This window comes from Paenibacillus filicis, assembly GCF_038070315.1.
In the GTDB taxonomy this organism is placed as follows: Bacteria; Bacillota; Bacilli; order Paenibacillales; family NBRC-103111; genus Paenibacillus_G; species Paenibacillus_G filicis.
This window is the reverse complement of the sequence record NZ_JBBPCC010000031.1, coordinates 36,337-56,705: the sequence shown is the minus strand read 5'-3', so window position 1 is coordinate 56,705 and position 20,369 is coordinate 36,337. Positions and strand designations below refer to the sequence as shown.

Annotated in this window: 17 protein-coding genes; 15 read left to right on the top strand and 2 right to left on the bottom strand. The window is 57.4% G+C overall.

Annotated elements, in window-relative coordinates:
* Positions 1-75: 75 nt before the first annotated feature.
* Positions 76-897 (bottom strand): DUF6597 domain-containing transcriptional factor, encoded by an 822-nt coding sequence (locus WMW72_RS31995; protein ID WP_341419661.1) that lies wholly within the window; start codon positions 895-897, stop codon positions 76-78.
* Positions 898-1,019: 122 nt separating this feature from the next.
* Here WMW72_RS31995 and WMW72_RS31990 point away from each other — a divergent pair, with 122 nt between their 5' ends.
* The 4 genes from WMW72_RS31990 (at position 1,020) to WMW72_RS31975 (ending at position 5,618) form a co-directional block, all read left to right on the top strand.
* Positions 1,020-1,469 carry an SRPBCC domain-containing protein gene (locus tag WMW72_RS31990; RefSeq protein WP_341419660.1) on the top strand — a complete coding sequence of 150 codons (450 nt, stop codon included), beginning with the start codon at positions 1,020-1,022 and terminating at the stop codon, positions 1,467-1,469.
* 307 nt (positions 1,470-1,776) lie between these two features.
* Entirely contained in the window at positions 1,777-3,339 is a 1,563-nt protein-coding gene (locus WMW72_RS31985; RefSeq protein ID WP_341419659.1) for a helix-turn-helix domain-containing protein, read from the top strand.
* A 109-nt stretch (positions 3,340-3,448) separates the two neighbouring features.
* Complete coding sequence (locus tag WMW72_RS31980; protein ID WP_341419658.1) at positions 3,449-4,762, top strand: alpha/beta hydrolase family protein; 1,314 nt, start codon at positions 3,449-3,451, stop codon at positions 4,760-4,762.
* Positions 4,665-5,618 (top strand): ABC transporter substrate-binding protein, encoded by a 954-nt coding sequence (locus WMW72_RS31975; RefSeq protein ID WP_341419657.1) that lies wholly within the window; start codon positions 4,665-4,667, stop codon positions 5,616-5,618. Before WMW72_RS31980 ends, WMW72_RS31975 begins: the two co-directional genes overlap by 98 nt.
* A gap of 88 nt (positions 5,619-5,706) precedes the next feature.
* Here the strand turns inward: WMW72_RS31975 and WMW72_RS31970 are convergent, their stop codons facing one another.
* Positions 5,707-6,888 (bottom strand): helix-turn-helix domain-containing protein, encoded by a 1,182-nt coding sequence (locus tag WMW72_RS31970; RefSeq protein ID WP_341419656.1) that lies wholly within the window; start codon positions 6,886-6,888, stop codon positions 5,707-5,709.
* A 347-nt stretch (positions 6,889-7,235) separates the two neighbouring features.
* Between WMW72_RS31970 and WMW72_RS31965 the strand changes: the two genes are divergently transcribed.
* The 11 genes from WMW72_RS31965 to WMW72_RS31915 all read left to right on the top strand — a co-directional run bounded on the left by WMW72_RS31965 (position 7,236) and on the right by WMW72_RS31915 (position 20,342).
* The gene (locus tag WMW72_RS31965) at positions 7,236-8,537 is read left to right on the top strand and encodes an NtaA/DmoA family FMN-dependent monooxygenase (protein ID WP_341419655.1); all 1,302 of its coding nucleotides are present in this window, start codon (positions 7,236-7,238) and stop codon (positions 8,535-8,537) included.
* A complete protein-coding gene (locus WMW72_RS31960) occupies positions 8,534-9,916 on the top strand; it encodes an LLM class flavin-dependent oxidoreductase (protein ID WP_341419654.1) in 1,383 nt (460 codons plus the stop codon). Before WMW72_RS31965 ends, WMW72_RS31960 begins: the two co-directional genes overlap by 4 nt.
* A 13-nt stretch (positions 9,917-9,929) precedes the next feature.
* Positions 9,930-10,829 carry a transporter substrate-binding domain-containing protein gene (locus WMW72_RS31955; RefSeq protein ID WP_341419653.1) on the top strand — a complete coding sequence of 300 codons (900 nt, stop codon included), beginning with the start codon at positions 9,930-9,932 and terminating at the stop codon, positions 10,827-10,829.
* Complete coding sequence (locus tag WMW72_RS31950; RefSeq protein WP_341419652.1) at positions 10,826-11,536, top strand: amino acid ABC transporter permease; 711 nt, start codon at positions 10,826-10,828, stop codon at positions 11,534-11,536. The genes WMW72_RS31955 and WMW72_RS31950 overlap by 4 nt, the downstream gene beginning before the upstream one ends.
* 24 nt (positions 11,537-11,560) lie before the next feature.
* A complete protein-coding gene (locus tag WMW72_RS31945; protein WP_341419651.1) occupies positions 11,561-12,274 on the top strand; it encodes an amino acid ABC transporter permease in 714 nt (237 codons plus the stop codon).
* A gap of 118 nt (positions 12,275-12,392) precedes the next feature.
* Positions 12,393-14,015, top strand: a complete 1,623-nt coding sequence (locus tag WMW72_RS31940; protein WP_341419650.1) for a helix-turn-helix domain-containing protein — start codon at positions 12,393-12,395, stop codon at positions 14,013-14,015.
* 125 nt (positions 14,016-14,140) lie between these two features.
* The gene (locus WMW72_RS31935; RefSeq protein ID WP_341419649.1) at positions 14,141-15,133 is read left to right on the top strand and encodes an ABC transporter substrate-binding protein; all 993 of its coding nucleotides are present in this window, start codon (positions 14,141-14,143) and stop codon (positions 15,131-15,133) included.
* 264 nt (positions 15,134-15,397) lie between these two features.
* Entirely contained in the window at positions 15,398-17,215 is a 1,818-nt protein-coding gene (locus WMW72_RS31930) for an APC family permease (RefSeq protein WP_341419677.1), read from the top strand.
* Positions 17,216-17,359: 144 nt separating this feature from the next.
* Positions 17,360-18,196 carry a YitT family protein gene (locus WMW72_RS31925; protein ID WP_341419676.1) on the top strand — a complete coding sequence of 279 codons (837 nt, stop codon included), beginning with the start codon at positions 17,360-17,362 and terminating at the stop codon, positions 18,194-18,196.
* A 192-nt stretch (positions 18,197-18,388) separates the two neighbouring features.
* Entirely contained in the window at positions 18,389-19,585 is a 1,197-nt protein-coding gene (locus WMW72_RS31920; protein WP_341419648.1) for an SPFH domain-containing protein, read from the top strand.
* A gap of 13 nt (positions 19,586-19,598) precedes the next feature.
* Positions 19,599-20,342 (top strand): hypothetical protein, encoded by a 744-nt coding sequence (locus tag WMW72_RS31915; RefSeq protein ID WP_341419647.1) that lies wholly within the window; start codon positions 19,599-19,601, stop codon positions 20,340-20,342.
* The last annotated feature ends 27 nt before the right edge of the window (positions 20,343-20,369 follow it).

Sequence of the window (20,369 nt, the reverse complement as noted above, 5' to 3'; positions counted from 1 at the left end):
CGAAGCGTACTCCGGATCTGGAGTACGCACTTGATCCATTGGGGCAAGGATAGAAGCAGATCCCAGCTGGATAACCTAGCTGACAGGGGCTGACCCTGCGACGGCCCGAGTGTAGGCATCCGGGGTTTGGCCGACGACAGACTTGAAATCCTTGATGAAATGGGCCTGGTCATGATAGCCCAGCTCCATCGACAGCTGCAGCAGGTCGTGGTGCTGCCCGGTGTCGATCGCCTCCGCCGCATTTTGCAGCCGCGACAGGCGGATCACCCACTTGGGGCTGACGCCTACATACTGGTCGAAGAGGCGCTGCAGCGTTCGTTTATGCACCTTGAAATAGTGGCAGATGGTATCGACCTTGGTAAGCTCCCGATCCTCGCTGATGCGCTCTACGACTTGCTGCACGAAGGTGGCCTGTGCGTCCTGCATCGGCAGCCTGGCTTGCAGGTAACTCTCCATTCGCTCCACCATAGCGCCTTCATCAGGCTGTCCCAGGATTGCGGTCTCCAGCTCCTCGCCGGATGCGCTGAGCACCATCTCTACTCCGAGCGGCCTCCCGCTCAGCTCCGAGATGGGCTGCTTGATGAAGGGATAGAAGCCGCCCGGATGGAACTTTACACCGAACACACAGCCTTGCCCTTGGAGCAGATGAGAGTAGGTTGTCTTACCCGGAGCGAAGCAGGCAGTTCTGCCTGGCTCCACGACCAGATTCACGCACGGATTGGGTACGACAAGCTGAGGATAGGCTTCTTCACCTGTCAGATCCCATCTGACGATCCAGTAATGCTTGACGAAGAAGGCCAGCTCGGCCGAGGGCGCATGACGGTTCAACTGAAACTTCTTCACACCCTCCTGCATATGCAGCACGCCCAGGCTGGGCTTCGGAATCTGTGTACTCAAAGCGCCTCACTCCCGCTTCCGGATTTTCGTAATAGAGATGCTTCTGTCGCGTTTTTACAAGACTTGTCCAGCTTGTAGTCTTATCCTTATAGTATCTCAATCGATGACAGGAGTGAAACCCCTTGAAGCTGAACTATGAGTTTTACGTGGATGCAAGCCCTGAGACGATCTGGAATATTCTTGTGACCCCGGAGGGAACCCGTCAGATCTTCTACGGCTGCGTGCTGGAATCGACCTTCGAGCCTGGAGCGGACTATGCTTATGTAGGTCCGGGCCAAGATGGCGATCGAACCGTTCATGTCTACGGCAAGTGGCTGGCATTCGAGCCGTACCGGACTATGAGCTGTACAGAGCATCCTGGTCCTTCGTACACGCCGAATCACGCGAGCCAGGAATCGAGGATGACCTTTACGCTGGAGCCGGTGGGGAAATGTACCAAGATGACGCTGGTGAATGACGAATTCTCTCCGGATCATCCGTCCATCCAGAAGACCGCCGATAGCTGGTGGATCATTCTAAGCAATATCAAGACACTCGCCGAAACCGGAAAAACGCTAGATTTGGGCTGGTAGAGAGCCCAAGCTGAGCGGCAGACGGAAAGTCAGAGTCATGGAAGACCGGTATGCGAAACAAAACAGACCTTCACCGTCGTGAGGGTCTGTTTTGCTTTTATATGCGGTTCGGACTAATGTTTGGTGGAATTGGAACCTATATAGCTTGAGTGATTAGCGGGCTGCTGATTCCGTCCGTAAACCTCGCTAGCTTCAAGAAGATGGAAGGATTTATGACCCTGCTAAGGTTTTCCCTCCGGGGGTAACCTGATAATATTAGTAGTAGTTCCCTGATGGGAAATGGAACGGAAGAAAGGCGGAATACCAGATGGAACCAAGCACCTGTGCAGGCTTCTCCTCTCACTTGTACAAGCTGGAGGAGGCTTATACGCTAGAGCTCCCCGTAAACGGTCAGCAGATTCAAGTTCCCGGCGGCGGAGAGGTTGCCCTTATCGGCCTGGAAGGAGCCGGCCTGCTGAACGTCGGCCAGGACGCTCACGTCCTGAGCTGCGGAGAAGTATGGCTGCTGCCCGCGGAGCAGATCTGCAGGATGCGGGCAGAGCGCGGCCCGGTGAAGGCGGGTCTCGTCCGCTTCGGGACGTATGCCGAGACGGAGCCTAACCGGTATGAGCGGACTCCTGGAACCACGGAAGTAAGGATGCTTGTGCCCGACTTCGCATCCGTGCTCCGCTGCTGGGAGGAATTGTCGGCGAAGCAGGACCGTTTCCTGGCGCATGCTGCGCTCTATCGGCTGATGGGTCTGCTGGATCAGACAGGGGGCCGGGTGGAGCCGGAAGAAACGACCGAAGCGGCTGTAGATCGTGTCGCCTGCTACATGGAGCGGCATCTGGAGCAGGAGCTGTCACGGGAGGAGCTGGCCCGCTTGGCGGGCCTCAGTCCCGGCTATTTCAGCGCAGCCTTCCAGCGGTACAAGGGAGAGAGTCCGTCAGACTATATCCTAAGGCTGCGGCTCGAACGGGCTGAGGAGCTGCTTCTCCTGAACGGAGGGGTGAAGGAGACTGCAGCAAGAGTCGGCTTTGAGGACGAATTTTATTTCAGCCGCCGGTTTAAGCAGAAGAAGGGATTGTCGCCGACGGCGTACATCCGCAGCCGGAGCTGCCGGATCGCGAGTGTGTCGGAGCCGCTGTCCGGCAATCTGCTGGCACTGCGGCTGATGCCGCAAGCCGCGGCGCTCTACCCCCATCATGCGTTGTACGGGTCGATGCTTCGGCTGCATGCTTCAGAGGACGGTCAGGGGGCCCTCTGGGAACAGAATCTGCGGATGCTGGAGCAGGCAGCGCCCGAGCTGATTTTCTGCACGGATTGTCTCCCCGAGCAGGCTAGAGCGGAGCTGGTCAGTATCGCCCCGACTGTGCCGATCGGATGGCTCGGCGGGGATTGGCGCAGCCAGCTTCGGCAGATCGCGCAAGCTGCCGGGCGGGATGCGGAGGCGTCAGCCTGGCTGGACGCGTATGACCGCAAAGCAGAAGCTGCCTGGCGTCAGTTGAGGGGAAGCGTAGGCGGAGCTACGGTGCACATCTGGCGCATTATGGACAGGGAGTTCCGCATTTACGGAGAGCGCAATGCAGGCGCCGTCCTCTATAGAGATCTGCGGATGGCCTCCGCTCATGGGCTGAGGAAGATTGAAGTTTACGAGACGGTCACGCGGGAAGAGCTATTCGGCTACGATGCGGATTTGCTGGTGATTATGATCGATCCGACGCCTCAAGCTGCGAAGGCTTGGCAGATGCTGCAGCTTACCGAGCCGTGGAGCCGCCTGGAGGCGGTGAGACAGGGGAGAGTTTATCCGATCGGAACGGAGAAGCTGTTCGAATACTCCGCCTGGTCGCATGAGAAGGCGCTTAGCCATCTGTCGTCCCTGTTGATCTAACCATTGTCCATCCGCCCCCGTCTTGTTGTCCATGTTCAGTGGAGGGGGCAGATGCTACTATATGAATGAGAATGAAAATTATTATCAAATAAAAGCGAAGTGAATCGTTATGTTTGCCCGTGAGGCGCCATGGAACTGGGGGCAGTTAACTACGGCCCCGGCCGTCTATCCGCTGCCGGAGCTGTCTTGCGAGGTAACAGGCATCCAAGCCTGCTGGTACCAGGGGCTTCCTTATCAGGGGCGGGAAACCCGCGTGTTCGCCTACTGGGGCGTTCCATCGGCCGAACCGGGCGTCAAGGTTCCGGCCGTTGTGCTTGTGCACGGAGGAGCGGGTACGGCTTTCTGCGAGTGGGTGGATCTATGGGTCCATCGCGGGTATGCCGCGATCGCGATGGATTTGGAAGGCCATATACCTGTGCAGAACGGCTGCACGCCGGAGCTGCGCTCTCATCCCTGGAGCGGGCCCGAGAAACAGGGAGTGTTCGGGGATTACGCCCTCCCCGTAGAAGATCAGTGGATGTACCATGCGGCGGCAGATGTGATGCTTGCGCATTCTTTTCTCCGTACTTTGCCTCAGGTCGATCAGGCACGCATAGGGGTAACGGGAATTTCCTGGGGAGGTATTATTACGAGTCTGGTCGCCGGGATCGACAGCAGGCTCTGCTTTGCTGTGCCTGTGTACGGCTGCGGATACCTGTACGAGCGGGGCACGCTATACGGCGAGGCGATGGCGGCGATGCCGGAGGCAGAGGCCAGCAAGCTGCGGAGACTGTGGGATCCGTCGACGTATCTGGCAGGCAGCCGGGTTCCAATGCTGTGGGTGAATGGGAGTAACGATACGCATTTCCCATTGAGCATTTTCACCCGCTCGTATGAGCTGCAGAAGCAGACTCAGGCGTCCAGTGTGCTGAGTATCCGCCAGGGGCTCGGACATTCGCATGCTGACGGCTGGGCACCCGAAGAAATTTACGCGTTCGCCGACTCGGTTACCCGCTCGGGATCGCCGCTTGCCAAGCTGGAACCCGTAGTACACGAAGCCGACCGGCTTATAGCGCATTACAGCTCTTGCTTCCCTGTGGTCAGCGCCAAGCTGTACTGGAGCGAGGACCGGGCGAACTGGCGGGAGCTTCGCTGGGAAGCGGAGGAGGCCTGGATGGACGAGGGGCAGAGCGTAGTGGTCTTCCGAAAGCCGCAGGCGGAGGGAAGCTTCTACGTAAGTCTGACTGACGCGCGAGGTCTGACCGTCAGTACACCGCTTCAAGCGCTCGGAATACCCACAGCCGACACCACAGAAAATCAACTTCATGACAAAGGGGACCTATTCAATGAACTCAAGAAAACGCTGGATCGGCGCGACGGCGCTGACCCTGTTGACCACCTTGCTGCTGGCTGCCTGCAGCCAGACCGGAAGCCCGGATTCTGAAGCCAAGAAGGAAGCTGCGGAGCAGAAGCCGGCCTTTCAGTTTACGGATACGAAGGGAACCCAGACGCTGGAGAAAACGCCCGCGAATATCGCAACAACAGTGACCTATTTGACCGACCACATGATCGCACTCGGCATGACGCCCAAGTTGACGGTCAAGTCTCAGAATGAGGACTTCCCTCTCTACCTGAAGCCGCATCTCGGGCAGGTCGAGATTATTGGAGAGCAAGGCAAGGTACAGATTGAGAAGCTGCTGTCGCTGGCTCCTGATCTGATCATCACCGATACCAACAGTGCCGCGATCTATGAGAAATATGCCAAGATTGCGCCAACCGCGATGCTGGAGAATGGATACGCCGCTTCGAGCTGGGAAGAAGCACTCCGGGCGACAGGCAAAGCCTTCGGCAAGCAGGACAAGGCCGAGGAGGTTATCGCTGCATTCCAGGCCAAGAAGAAGCAGGCTATCGCGAAGGTGGCTGAGCAGGCCAAAGGCAAAACGCTGATGGTGCTGCGTATTCGCAACGATATCCGTTACTACGGGGACGCCGACTATAGCTGGCTTTATGATGAGTTCGGCTTCAAGCGCCCGGACGTGTTCCCTGTCACGAGCAAAGACAACCATTACGAGATCTTATCGGCAGAGAAGCTGCCGCAGATCAATCCGGATTACATTCTGCTGATCAAGGATAATAAGGAGCTGTTCAATGGACTGCAGGATCTGGCGATCTGGAAAAACCTGAAGGCTGTCCGCGGCGCTCAGGTCTATGAGGTGGCCTCGGACTCCTGGTTCGGCGGCTACGGCCCGCATGCGGCGGGGTCTATGATGGACGATCTGAGCCGCTTGTTCGGCAAGTAAATCGGGTGCCCCTGCGGTCTAGGTAAGGGTGGCATAAAGGACAGACCTTCACAGCCGTGAAGGTCTGTTTGTTCTTCCCGCAGATACTTCAATAATAGATATCCCGATGCCACGGGCCGTCGATCGGAGCCTTGGGCAGAACGGGGAGCCTGAGCTCCTGCGCGGCAATGCGGAGGTATTTGGTCGTATAGGGGATTTCCGGATGGGGGAGCATGGCCTGGCTGAAGCTCTTGGCCGGATCGAAGCCGTTCAGCAGCTCCAGGTCGCGGGTGTACAGAGCCGCATCCCAGCGGATTCTGGAGATGGAGCGGCTGGTTACGTCCAGCGGAAGCTCAGTTTCCCTGGAGCATACCTCGGCTGCCCGGGCCGGCTGCTCCCGGATCAGCTTGCCGGCGCGCAGATGCGCCTTCAGGTAAGCGATGGTCAGGTCTTCATGCTCCCGTACCCAATGCTCGTCGGCCGCTACAGAGGCGATGAAGCCCAGACCCAGCTCCCGGTTAAAGACGGACTTTCCGATCTTCTGGTGTTGGACGAGACTGAGGAAAGGCTCCCACATGATCGAGGCGCTCAGCCGGCCTTGGCGCAGACTCTCCATGCTTTCCTCGATAGAGCGGTGGATGATATTCAGCTCGGGGAGGCTGTGCGATTCCAGCAGCTTCTTCAAGCGGTAATCGGCATTGGTGCGGAAGGTGGTCGCGATGGGGAGCGTGGCCAGCTCCGATACGCTCGAGAGCGTCAGGTCGGCCGGAACGACGAGACCGAATCCATCGCCGTCCGAAGATTTCCCCGCCGCAGCCAGGAGCACCGGATGGAAGCCCGGCAGCAGCTCGCTGATCATATGGCTGACGGACAAGGCATAGTCTCCGAAGGTCGCAATCTGAATCTGGCCGGCAAGCATGCCCTTGATCAGCTCCATCCCGTCCTTGGCCCGGTGCCAGCGGATATCGATGCGGTCCTTCGGGCGAATGCGCCGCAGCTCCTCCTCCAGCAGCCCGAATTCCTTGATGATAAGCGGACCCCACATATGGGTGGACACGGTCGTATAGCCGATCGTCAGGGTCGGGGTATCGGGAAGCAGGGGAGTGCGCGGAGCCTGGCCGAACTCTTTGTACCAGCGGGTCACCTCATGGCGGTCGAAGTAGATTTCTTTCCCGATCTTCACACTGGGGAGCTGCTTATTCTTACGCCAGCGGTCGATGGTCGAGCGGCTGACCTCCAGTTCATCCATGACTTCCCGGATATGAATCAGATTAAGCTGATTTTTGAGCATGTGCGTGACCTCCACTCTGTGAAATTATGGTCATTTTCGTCAACGTTGGTCATTATTCGTTGATGTTCTTCATTTGATTGACGGGATCGCGAGGGCATGCTAATTTAATTCCTAGTATAAAGATAAGAATACATTTGTTTCAATGATTATTTCGTTTTCTGCTTAGAAAATTTGATGCAAGCAGCCGACCCGAAAACCGGAGGCTGAGAGCTCCGCGGGGAAAGCAGCCGTGTTGTTCTTGGTCTCTTATTTTTTTGAAAGGCAGGAGCGCTATGGCAGCCGCACTCTCCTCGCCAGCTGTCTGAGGCTTATCAGGCCTACTTATCAGGAAGGGAATAACGAGCAGCATGGGTAAAAGAACAGGTCACATCCATCTATCCGTATCCATACAGGGTGCGGGCTATCATCCGGGGAGCTGGCGTCACCCCGCATCCGGGGCCGGCAGGCTTCATACCCCAGACACGTTGTACAGTCTGGCGCAAACCGCCGAGCAGGGACTCTTCGATCTGCTGATCGCCGATCATACCTTCGTCGGCGAGCGGTTGCGGGCGAGCGGACAGGAGCCAGGACTGCTGCTGGAGCCGCTGACGCTGCTCGGCGGGCTGGCGTCGGTGACCCGCCGCATCGGACTCGGCGCGGCTGTATCGACCACGGCGCTGGAGCCGTTCGCATTGGCGAGGCAGCTGGCGGCGCTGGACCATCTCAGCGGCGGGCGGACGGCCTGGCTGCCAAGCACAGGGGATCATGGCGAGCCGAGGCGCAGCCATGCCGACAACCCGGACTGGACGCCGGAGCAGCGCGCGGAGCGGCAGCAGGAATTTACAGACGTCGCAGCGCGTCTGTGGGAGAGCTGGGAGGAAGGGGCGGTCATCGCCGACCGCGAACGCGGCCTTTATATCGACTCCGACAAGGTGCATGTCATCGGCCATATCGGCAAGTACTTCAAGGTCCGCGGCCCGTTAAGCATCCCGAGGCCCCCGCAGGGACACCCGGTTCGCTTCGGCCTGAGCGCAGGAGCGGACCCCGAGGCGGAGCTGATCCTCAGCTCGCCATATTCGCTAGGGGAGGCCGCGTCGCAGTATGCGGCGCTGAAAAGAAATGCTGCACGGCAGGGCCGCTTCCCGAACGAGCGTAAGGTGCTGACCAGCTTGTCCCCGATCCTCGCAGGGACCGTGGAGGAGGCCCTGCACAAAGCCGCTGAGCTGCGCGAGCTGACGGATCCTTATGCAGGGATTGCGCTGCTGTCTGACCGTCTTGGGGTTGATCTGACGAAGTATCCGCAGGGCGGTCCGCCGCCTCCGGTGCCTGCCCTGACGGAGGCAGCCCAGGCAGCCGGCCTCGAAGGGCTTAGCCTGCGCGAGCTGAGCTCCCGGACGCTGGAGCTGACCGGCACGCAAGTGTTCATCGGGACGCCTGAGCAGCTGGCCGACTGGATGGAGGCCTGGTACAGCGCGTACGGCAGCGACGGGTTCCACCTCCTTCCGGCCCTGCTGCCGGATGGACTGGATGCGGTGGCGCGCGAGGTCGTTCCTTTGCTGCAGCAAAGGGGGCTGTTCCGCACCGCCTACACAGGAACTACGCTGCGGGACCATCTGGGACTGCCAGACCCTTCGGGCGGACGAAGAAGCACGGGAGGTGTGCAAGCATGAGTGAGAATGGCAAAAAACAACTGCATCTCGGCGTGTTTATGCTCAATGCAGGCCAGCATATGGGCGGCTGGCGGCATCCCGAAACCCAGGCCGACCGGCTGCTCGACATCGCCTTCTACCAGGATTTCGCCAGGTTGGCCGAGCGGGGGAGGTTCGATACGATCCTCGTCCTGGAGCAGATTGCGATCGGGGAGCATCTGGGGAAGGTAGCCGCAGAGCGGACGATTCCAACGCTGGATACGGTGACGCTGCTGTCTGTGATGGCAGCTGTGACCGAGCGGATCGGTCTGACGGGCACGCTGTCGACCACCTACAATGATCCGTTTCACGCAGCATCCCGGTTCGCCACGCTGGATCATTTGAGCAAGGGTCGTGCCGGCTGGAATATGGTGACCTCCCAGGACCCGCTGATCGCGGCTCAGTTCAGCAAGGATGCCCATATGGATCATGCGCTGCGCTACGAGAGAGCGAATGAATTCGCGGAGGTCGCGATGAAGCTCTGGGACAGCCTGGAGGAGGATGCCGCAGCATCCGCGCAGACCTCCGGACCGTACATCGATCCGGCCAAGGTGCATGATATCGATCATCACGGTACGTATTTCTCCATCCGCGGCAGCTCGTATATCCCGCGCCCGGTGCAGGGGCATCCGGTGCTGTTCCAGGCGGGCTCTTCCGGGAGCGGGCTAAAGTTCGCGGCTCAGAAGGCCGAGGTCGTCTTCACCGCCCAGGTTGATCTGCACGAGGCCCAGGCGTACTATGCTCATCTGAAGGGTCTGGTGCAATCCTATGGCCGCCGTCCGGACCAGCTTCATATCCTGCCGGGACTCGCCCCCATTATCGGGTCAACGGAGCAGGAGGCCAAGGAGAAGGAAGCGTACTTCAATGAACTGGTGCTCCCACAGACGGCCGTCAACATCCTGGCGGGTACGCTGGACATCGACCTGTCGTCCTATCCGCTGGACGGACCGTTCCCATACTGGGAGATCGATGCGGAAGCCAATAACAGCAAGAAAAGCCGCCTCCAGCTGCTCAAGGATCTGGGCCAGCGCGAAGGTCTGACCGTCCGGCAGATGAGCCGGCATGTGATCTCGGCCGGCGGCCATCATACGTTCGCCGGTACGCCGGAGCAGTTGGCCGATCTGATGGAGACGTGGCTCGACCAAGGGGCCTGCGACGGGTTCAACATTATGCCGTCCCACTATTTGCGCGGGCTGGAGGAATTCGTCGACCATGTCGTGCCTGTTCTGCAGCAGCGGGGACGTTATCGCACCGAATACACCGGACACACCCTTCGTGAGCATCTGGGGCTGAAGCCCCCGGTTAACCGATGGCGGCGTGAACAGCCAGAGCAAGCCCAAATCCCAATTACACATTCGTAGGAGGAACCTCTATATGAAAACCGCACGTTTTCCCCTTATTCTCGCCTTCGCCATGCTGCTGCTCACCGTTCTGTCCGGCTGCGGCAAAGCGGCACCCGCTTCGGGAGGCGCCTCAGCTCCGGCAACCGGCGGCTCCGCCCCTGTGGCGAAGCCTGCCCCCAAGGTAGTTAAGGCTGCGCTCAACACCGTACCGGTACCTTTGTTCAGCTTCCTCGATGATAAAAACCAGCCTGCGGGCTTCATTATCGATTACCTGAAGGAGCTGGAGAAGAAGCTTCCCGAGTATAAATTCGAATACGAGGCCGTTGATAACGAAGGCCAGCTGATCGGCACGGATTCCGGCAAGTACGCGTTCGCCGCCAACTTCTGGTTCAAGAATCCGGAGCGGGAGAAGAAGTACCTGTATCCTCAGCAGGAGTTCGGGTACTCGATCACGGCACTCGCGGTGAAACCCGATCGCAATGATATCAAGACGCTGGACGATCTGGTCGGCAAGAAGCTGGTGCCGATGACGCCGGTATCCGGCTTCCGCTATATCTTGAAGGACTACAACCTGAAGCACCCAGGCAAGGAAATCAAGATCGAGGACGTGGAGAAGACGACGCCGGCGGAGGATCTGAAGCTGATCGAATCTGGCCGGTACGACGCCCACTTTATCAATGTCAATCACTTCGAGGATGCGGTGAAGAAGCTGAATCTGAATGTGAAGATCGGCGGGATCATTTCCAAGGAGCCGGTGTACCTGCTGTTTAATAAGAATCAGACCGAGCTGGCCCAGAAGATCGATAAGACTACGGTGGAGCTGATCAAGGACGGCACGCTGCCTAAGCTGTCGGAGAAGTGGTTCAAGATCGACGTCTACAAGAGCCTGGAGTATGTGCAGCAGGGCTATCAGTTCCGTAAGGATAAATGACAGCGATGAGCGAGGGCGGTATCGAAACGACGCTGAAGCTTTTCCTGCGCATAGCCGAGCGGCTGCCGGTCACGCTGACGATGCTGCTCGCCTCGCTGGTGTTCGGTCTGCTGCTTGGGGCGCTCATTGCATTTGTCCGCATCCAGAAGCGCAGGATTCCCTATGCCATCGCTACGTTCTACTTGTCGTTCATGCGGTGCACGCCGACGATCGTTCAGCTGTTCCTCGTCTACTACGGGCTCCCGCAGCTGCTCAAGCTTATCGGGATCGATGTGAATGGCTGGGATAAGCTGATCTTCGCGATCATTACCTTCTCGCTGCACAGCGCGGCTTTCTTCTCGGAGGTCATCCGCTCGGCTTATCTCGCCGTTGGCAGCGGACAGCAGGAGGCGGCGTACAGCGTGGGCATGAGCTTCGGACAGTCGCTCTGGCGGATCATCCTGCCGCAGGCCTTCGGCATTGCGATTCCCAGCATGGGCAATCAGGTGATCATTTTGCTCAAGGAAACCTCACTGGCCTTCTCCATCGGCATTACGGACATTATGGGGCAGGTGCAGATCATCATCGGCAACAATTATGGCGCGAATATTTTTCAGGTCTATATCCTCGTATCCCTGATCTATTGGATGCTTAGCCTCATCATTGAGAAGGGCTTTGGGCGTCTGGAAAAGGTGTATAAGAGGGGCCATGCGGGACTTGCGCGGTAACGGAGGAAGGGAGAGAATCACATCTTGGACAGCTTTAGTCTGGCCTTCGCCATCGAGAAATTTCCCGAGGTGTTGAGGGGTGTGCCTGCAACGATCGGTGTGGCGGTTTTCTCGATGCTGCTCGGTACGGTCATAGGTCTGCTAATCGCATTATGCCGCCTGTATCGGGTGCCCGTACTGGACCGGCTATGCGCGCTGTATGTATCTTTCATCCGGGGCACCCCGCTGCTCGTGCAGATTTATGTCGTCTTCTATGGGTTTCCGCTGCTGCTGGAGACTGTGAACCGCGAGTGGGGCTGGCAGCTGCCGGTGCAGGAGATGTCTCCGCTGCTGTTCGCGATGCTTGCCTTCACGATCAATTCGGCGGCGTACCAGTCGGAGGTGATCCGGGCGGCGCTCAGCTCGACCGAGGCGGGGCAAATGGAGGCGGCGTTGTCCGTCGGCATGACAGGGACCCAGGGACTGCTGCGCATCATCGCTCCCCAGGCGCTGGTCGTCGCGCTGCCGAACCTCGGCAATATTTTCATCAATCTGATCAAAGGCACGTCGCTCGCCTTCGCCATCAAGGTGCTGGAGGTCATGGCCCAGGCCAAAATCATCGCTGGGGACGGCTACCGCTACCTCGAGATGTATGTGGATGCATCGATCATCTACTGGATCATCTGCTGGGGCTGCGAGAAGCTGTTCGCCAAGCTGGAGACACGTTTCAGCCGCCATGAACGAAGGGCGGTTGCCTAAGTGGTATGAAGTGAAAAAATTCCGGCCGTCCTGCAAGCTGGGCTGCCTGTGTCCCTGATCGGCCGTTAACCGTCTCCCGAAGCGCTTCGGAAGGCGGTTTTCGATTTTTTTTGCTATCATGGAGGAAAGAAACCGGTTAAGCCGTCAAGGGAGCAGGGTGAGAGACATGAGCTGCCTGTATCGCTACAAGGATGCGTATGAGGAGAGGCTGCTGGCCGGTGATCCGGACTTCAGATGGTGGACGGACACGTATGTGCTGCTCACGGTGTCCAAGGGCAAGGGCGAGCTGTTCATCGACGGGAAAAAATGGCTCATTCATCAGGAGGCGGTGATCTTCTGCAATCCGGACCGGATGCTGGAGCTTCGCAGTTTGCCGATGCACGATCTGGTTATTCACCTCGTCTGCTTCCAGCGGCTGCTGGAAGGGGAGATGGAGGATGAGCGGGTCGTATACCGGGAGACGAGGGAGCCGTGGTACGCGGACGGGCTGCTTCCTCAGGAATCTCCCTATCGGATTCTGATGCTGGCGCAGGAACTGGTGAAGCTTCGCGGGCATGCTCCAGAGAAGGACGCTATGCTCCGGCATAAGCTGCTGTACGAGCTGCTGCAGCTGCTTCAGAGCAGCCGGGGCTCTATGCCGGGTCAGCCGGACCCATGGATTCAGGCGGTCATCGAGCATATGGAGCAGTCGTACCGGGAGGATATCACACGGGAGGCGATGGCAGCCATGGCAGGCTTCCATCCACGGGTATTCTCCGTGCTATTCCGCAAGGAGACCGGGCTCGGCTTTGCGGAATATTTGGCCGATATCCGGATCAAAAAGGCCAAGGAGCAGCTCCTGCTCTCATCGCACACGCTGGACGAGATCGCGCGCGATGTCGGGTATTCGAACGGCCTGTATCTGAGCCGCAAGTTCAAGCAGGTGACGGGTCTGTCGCCGTCTGCCTATGCCCGCGAGCCCAAGCGCATTGTCGTCTATGACTGGGTAGGCAGTCTGCTGGCGCTCGGCATCCGTCCGGTCAGGGCCTCCTATCCGTTCGGTCTGGACAGCTACTATTTATTGAAAGAAGAGCTGGCCGGTGTCCCCGATGTGGGCAGGCAGTCGGCGAAGCCGCTGCTGGAGCTCGCACCGGAGCTGATTATTATCCCGAGCTGGCTCGCTCCGCAGCTGGTCCGGCAGCTTCAGCGGGTTGCTCCGATCTTGCTGTTGCCTTACGGCGACCCGTTCGACCGCTTCAGGCAGCTGGCGGAGATTCTGGGACGCGAGGAGGAGGCCAGGGCTTTCACAGCACGGTACGAGGAGGAGGCGGGGCAAGCGCGCGCAGAGCTAATTGGCGTACTCGGTCCGGACGAGACGGTCGGCTTGTATGAGGTCAGCAGAAACGGAGTTTGGCTGCTCAATGAGTTCCACGGCCGGGGCGGCTATAACCTGTACAAGTCGCTGGGCCTCAGCCCTCCGGCATCCATCCGAAGCGACGTTCTGGGAAGAGGAACGGTCCGGCAGATTCCGATCGAGCGGCTACCGGAGTATGCTGCCGACCATATGGTCGTTACCGTGCAGGACGGTGACCGGGAAGCGGAGAAGCTGCTAGCGCATCCCATCTGGGAGACGCTGCCCGCCTACCGGCATGGACGAATCTACCGCATCGACAAGCTGCTATATTATCCGAGCGATGTCTTGTCCTTGATCCGGCAGCTCCCCTTGCAGAAGCGGATGTTTCTCGACCGTCTGGTGTACTGAATGACGGAGAACCTTGGTGTTTTCGTGCATGAAAGGAATGACTTTCTGACATAGACAAATCTTAATATCCTGATAGAATGAGAAAATCGTAGAAAATGATAATCATTATCATCAGGAGGGTGTTTATGTCCCGCTTTACTTATGTATGCAAGCCCGGCTTGCTTATCGTGATCTTTACGCTGTTGCTGGCAGCCTGCAGCAGTGCTCCGGCTGAGCCTGCTGGCAAGGAGGCAGCGAATCCCAAGCCTGCAGAACAGACCGCACAGCAGCCAACCACGAAGAAGTTCAAGGGAGAGAACGGTGAGATCGAAGTTCCTGCACAGCCCAAGCGGATCGTAGCCATCACCTTCCTGGGAGACCTGCTGGCGCTTGGCGTCAAGCCGGTCGGAGCCGGCTCTCTCGCCCTCGAGAATTCGGTGCTGCTGGAGAAAGAGCTCCAGGGCGTCGTCAACGTCGGCGACGTGTCGATGGAGAAGGTGCTGGAGCTGACGCCCGATCTGATCATCGTGCCGAGCTACCTGCCGGCAGAGAATATCGAGAATCTGTCGAAAATCGCACCAACGGTGTCCATCGTGTCGTCCGGCTTCAGCGGCGGTGATCCGCTGGAGGAATTGAAGAAGATCGGCAGCCTGATCGGCAAGGAGGCTGAAGCCGACGCCTTCATCGCCCGCTACAAGCAGAAGGCCGCTGAAGCGAAGGAGAAGATTGCCAAGGTGATCGGACCGCAGGAAACGGTCGGGAGCTACTCCATCTGGGCCAAAAACATATGGGTATGGCCGACAGGACGGGATGCCAACTACAATCTCCTGCAGATGTTCGGGTTGAAGCCGCAGGACAAGATCAAAGCCGACATCGTGGATACGGGCCAGGCCAAGGATATCTCCCTGGAGGTACTGCCGCAGTATGCGGCCGATCACATGTTTATAACCGTGTATGAGCCTGCTGGAGGCAAGGAGCGTGCCAAGGAGCTGATGGAAGGCCCGGTATGGAAAAACATCCCGGCTGTTGGCAAGAAGCATGTTTATCTGCTGAATTACAAGGAATTCTGGATGACGGATGGATTGAATCTGGAAAAGCAGCTTGACATCCTGGTCAAAACCGTCGGTGCTGGCAACTAAAATTAAGATTCCCTGGACACGCCCTCATGAGATATGGAGGGCGTGTTTTTGCTATGGAGCGTTCAGGGGCGGATATCTCCCGTCCATAACCGGGATGGAGCCCGTCCATTCGGGCAATTCTAAAGAAAAAGTCAAATCGGCACAAGGCCATTGTATTCGCGATGCGTTGCGTTAGAATATGGGTAAGTTAGCAAGTGAGGCAACCTGACATCAAGATGGAGCTTAACATTTTGCATGGGTTCAAAGAAAGGACATAACGCTATGATTATGAGCAGATGGAAACGGCTTCTGATCGGACGGCCGATGAAAAGCACCGAAATAGAAGGAGAGAAGCTGAGTAAGCTCAAGGCGCTGGCCGTGTTATCCTCGGACGCCCTCTCCTCCGTGGCTTATGGAACGGAGCAAATTCTGATCGTCCTGATGGCCGCAGGCTTCGCAGCCGTCTGGTACTCCATCCCGATCTCGGCGGCGGTGCTCGGCCTGCTGCTAATCCTGGTTTTGTCCTATCGCCAGACCATCTTCGCCTATCCCGCCGGGGGAGGGGCGTATGTGGTAGCCAAGGACAATCTGGGCGTGCCGTCCGGGCTGCTGGCCGGAGGCTCGCTGCTGGTCGATTATGTACTGACGGTTGCGGTCAGCTCGTCCGCAGGGACGGATGCGATCACGTCGGCTTTCCCGTCTCTGCATGATCACCGTGTGATGATTGCGCTTGTGATGATCGTCTTCCTGACGGTGATGAATTTGCGCGGGGTGACGGAATCGGCCTCCGTTCTGGCAGTTCCAATCTATTTGTTCGTCATTGCAGTCTTCGTCCTGATCGCCTCCGGGGTCATCAAGTACCTGACCGGGGGCATTCATGCGGCGGTGCCGGAGCTCGGCTCAACGGTGTCGCACATCAGCCTGTTTCTGCTGCTGAAGGCATTCAGCTCCGGCTGCTCTGCGCTGACGGGGGTGGAGGCGGTGTCTAATGCGATCCCGAACTTCAAGCAGCCGGCGGAGCGCAATGCTGCATCCACGCTGGTGATGATGGGAACGATCCTCGGGGTCATGTTTATCGGGATCAGCCTGCTGGCTTACTGGTACGGCATCAAGCCGGACCCGGAGAACACGGTTGTGTCCCAGATCGCGGCCGCTACGTTCGGGCGAGGATGGCTATATTTCATCATCCAGGGGGTAACGGCCCTGATTCTGTTCCTGGCCGCCAATACGGCGTATTCCGCCTTTCCGCTGCTCGCGTTCATGCTGGCTAAGGATAAATATATGCCGCATGCGTTCATGGCCCGAGGGGATCGGCTTGGCTTTTCCAACGGTATCATTTTCCTTGGTATTTTCTCGGCGCTGCTCGTTGTGGCCTTTCACGGGGAGACGGAAAACCTGATCCCGCTATATGCGGTAGGTGTATTCATCCCGTTCACGCTGTCCCAACTGGGGATGATGATCCGCTGGATCAAGCTGCGCCCGCGCGGCTGGGTATCCCGCTTCGTGGTCAATACGATCGGCATGCTGACGACGCTCGGGATTACCTTGATTTTCATCGTGACCAAGTTCTCGCAGGTCTGGATGGTGTTTATTTTCCTGCCGCTGGTGATCGGGGCCTTCTACCGGGTGCAGCATCATTACCGCAATACCGCGGATGAGCTGCGTATTGATCCGTCCCAGGATAAGCCGGTGATCAAGGGCAGTACCATCGTTGTCCCGGTGGCGGGCGTCACCAAGGTGGTCTTGCAGTCGATCGGCTACGCCAAGTCGTTGACGGATAATGTAGTCGCCGTCTATGTGGGCTTCGACGATGAGTCGATCGAGAAGATGGAGAAGAAGTGGGAGGAGTGGAACCCGGGTGTCCGCCTGATCGTGCTGCGTTCGAGCTACCGGAGTATCATCCGGCCAGTCATGAAGTTCATCGACACGGTCGAGTGGAAGACGGCCGATACCGACCATATCACGGTGCTGATCCCGCAGTTTATAACCAAGCATTGGTGGGAGAATATCCTGCATAACCAGCATGGACTGCTGCTGCGCACGTATCTGATGACCAAGAAGGATGTTGTGGTCGCGACGGTGCCGTTTCATTTGCAGAGGTAATCGGTCAATATGGGAAGGAAGGAGCACGGTCCGCCGCGGACGGTGCTTTTTCTTTTTTTGGGATGAGAAGGGGGATTGCCGGAGTTCCAGGCTGTGCTCTATGATAAAAAGGATGACTGTGCGGAAGTGGAGACGGTAAATATGCTGAAAAAGTTAACTCACGATATCAGTTTCCTCGTGCTTGGAGCGTTATTGTTCGCTTTGGCCGTAAACCTCTTCGTGATTCCGAACGGATTCGGAGAGGGCGGCGTGACGGGTACCTCCATTATTTTGTATTACATGTTTCAATGGTCACCGGGCTTGGTCAGTCTGGTTCTGAACTCATTTCTGCTGATCATCGGTTACAGGTTTTTGGACAAGTGGACGATTGCTTATACCGTTGTCGCGGTATTGTTTAACTCGTTGTTTTTGCATCTGACGAGGGATTGGAGCATCGCGTCCAGCGAGCTGATGGTCAACGCTGTATTCGGAGGAATCCTGGGCGGGATGGGGATCGGGCTGATCTTCCGCGTCGGAGGCAGCACCGCAGGCACGACGATCCTGGCCCGGATCGCCAATAAATATCTGGATTGGAATGTCAGCTACGCGCTGCTGTTTTTTGACCTGCTAGTCGTATTCGCTTCGTATTTCATAATTGGGGTGGAGCGGCTGATGCTGACGATCGTCATGCTCTACATCGGGACGAAAGTGATGGATTTTATGATCGAAGGCCTGAATCCCAAGAAGGCGGTGACGATCATCTCGAGGCATCAGGACCGGATAGCCGAGCAGGTGAATCAGGTGATGAACCGGGGGGTCACCGTCCTGCAGGGGAAGGGCTACTATACCAAGGAGACCAAGGAAGTCCTCTATATTGTGATCAGCAAGCAGGAGGTGTCCACGCTGAAGAAAATCGTCAAGGCCGCTGACAAGGACGCCTTCCTGACGATCCACGATGTAAGGGACGTATTCGGAGAAGGTTTTATGGAGCTGTCGAAGTAAGGGCCAAAGCCTCAGTTAAGCTGTATAGGTGAAAAGGAGCATCGCCCGCAGAGAGACGATGCTCTTCGATGTGGACATCCGGATCATCTGGCCATTTGTGGCACAAAAATGAATCCCAAAAATCAGACTTTCGTAGTATAGTTAAGTCAATAGATATTCAGGGAAATTTCGACAGAAGAGGAAGGGACGCTCATGGCGATTTTGAATGTATTGAAGTTTGACGGTCCGCCCGATAGGCTCGTCTGGAAATATCCTAGTGATGAACTGGCTACTTGGAGCGAATTGATCGTGCATGAGACGCAGGAGGCCCTTCTGTTCAAGAACGGCCAGGCGCTGGATCTCTTCGGACCAGGCAGACATACGCTGTCCACGCAGAATATTCCGTTTTTGTCTGCGCTGATGAACCTGCCTTACGGGGGCGATTCGCCGTTTAAGGCGGAAGTATGGTTTGTGAACAAAACGAACCGGATGGATATGAAGTGGGGGACGGCTAGTCCCATTCAGCTTCAGGAGCCGCGCTTTCAGTTGATCGTTTCGGTGCGTGCGTTCGGACAATTCGGCGTTCAGATTGTCGATACGCGCAAGCTTCTGCTGAAGCTGGTCGGTACGCTTCCGGCACTGGATCAGGAGGCGCTGGGTACCTATTTCCGAGGCATCCTCTTGATGAATATGAAGGAGATCATCTCGGGGTATCTGATTCATAAAAAAATTAGCGTGCTCGATATTCATGCCTATGTGACGGAAATTGCCAAGCATATGGAAGAGCGGGTCGGATCTATATTTGAAGAATATGGACTGCGTCTGTTTAACTTTACGATCGATTCCATCAACTTCCCCGACGATCCGGCGATCAACCGGGTTCGGGAAGCGCTCGCCAAGAAAGCGGAGATGGATATTATGGGCTATACCTATCAGCAGGAGAGAACCTTCAATACGCTGGAGAATGCCGCCCGCAATACGAGCAGCCCGCTTCGCGATGTGGGCTTCGATCTGGGCCTCGGCCAGTCACTGGGGCAGGGACTCGGTACCGCGGTCGGCCAGACGTTCTCCCAGATCGTGGGGAATCCCGCGGAGGGGCTGGGCCATACCGGCGTGATGTGCGATGAGTGCAGGAAGCCGATGCCTCCGGGCTCCAAGTTTTGCCCGAACTGCGGGGATGCGTACCGTCCTTGCCCGAATTGTCAGGCGGACAACGCCAAGGATGCGACCGAGTGCAAGGCCTGCAGGACGCCGCTCGGCATCATTTGTCCGAACTGCGGAGTTGTAGCGGAGAAGGGGAAGTTCTGCCACGAATGCGGATCGAGTCTGATCCTAACCTGCAAGCAATGCCAGCATACGGTGCAGCCTGGACAGAAATTCTGCCTGGAATGCGGCAATAAGCTGACGTAAGGAGGGCGAGTCTATGAGCAATCAACGTTTTTATGCCAATTTATCCTTGGGTATTTTTGCAGTTCTTCTCATTATGACGCTCGGCATCTTCATCAGCTACAAGCCGTGGACGCTGCCGACGGGCCATTGGTGGGTCTCGCTGACGGCAATTGTTATCGCTGAGGTAGCCGCCTTGTTCAGCACGCTGGGGAATTCCCGGCGCAGAAGGGCTCATCCGGCGGTATGGTCGCATTTAACTATGACGTTCTTGTATGGTACAGCCGTGTTAGCCTATACCTTTATAGCCTGGCTGCTGCTGGGCATCTCCTTTTTTAGCTATGCGCTTCTTCACTTTGTGACGTTCTGCCTTTGGATTATCGGCTTGCTGGCAGCGACTTACTATAAGCATGAAGTGACTAGCGACGAGGAGAACCGTGCCGTCCAAACCGCCCTGATCAAGCAGATGCTTCGTGGAGCGATGGTCGTCGAGCAACTGCTCGAAGGCATGGGGCGGCCCGAAACTGCCCCACTCAAGAAGAAGGCGCAGGAATTGACGGAGCGCGTCCGCTACAGTGATCCGATCTCACATCCCTCGATGACGGTGCTCGAAGAAAGCCTGCTCTGGCAGATTAACGAATTAGAGCGCTGCGTGCGGCAGCTCGGCCGGGAAGAGGACACCGCTCAGGTCTTGAAGCTGTCCCAGCAACTGGTCGGCGATATCATGGCCGATCTGATCAAGCGCAACAGCGAGCTGCTGGCGCTCAAATCATCGAGTTGATCTGAATCAAGCAAGCAGGAAGGAATG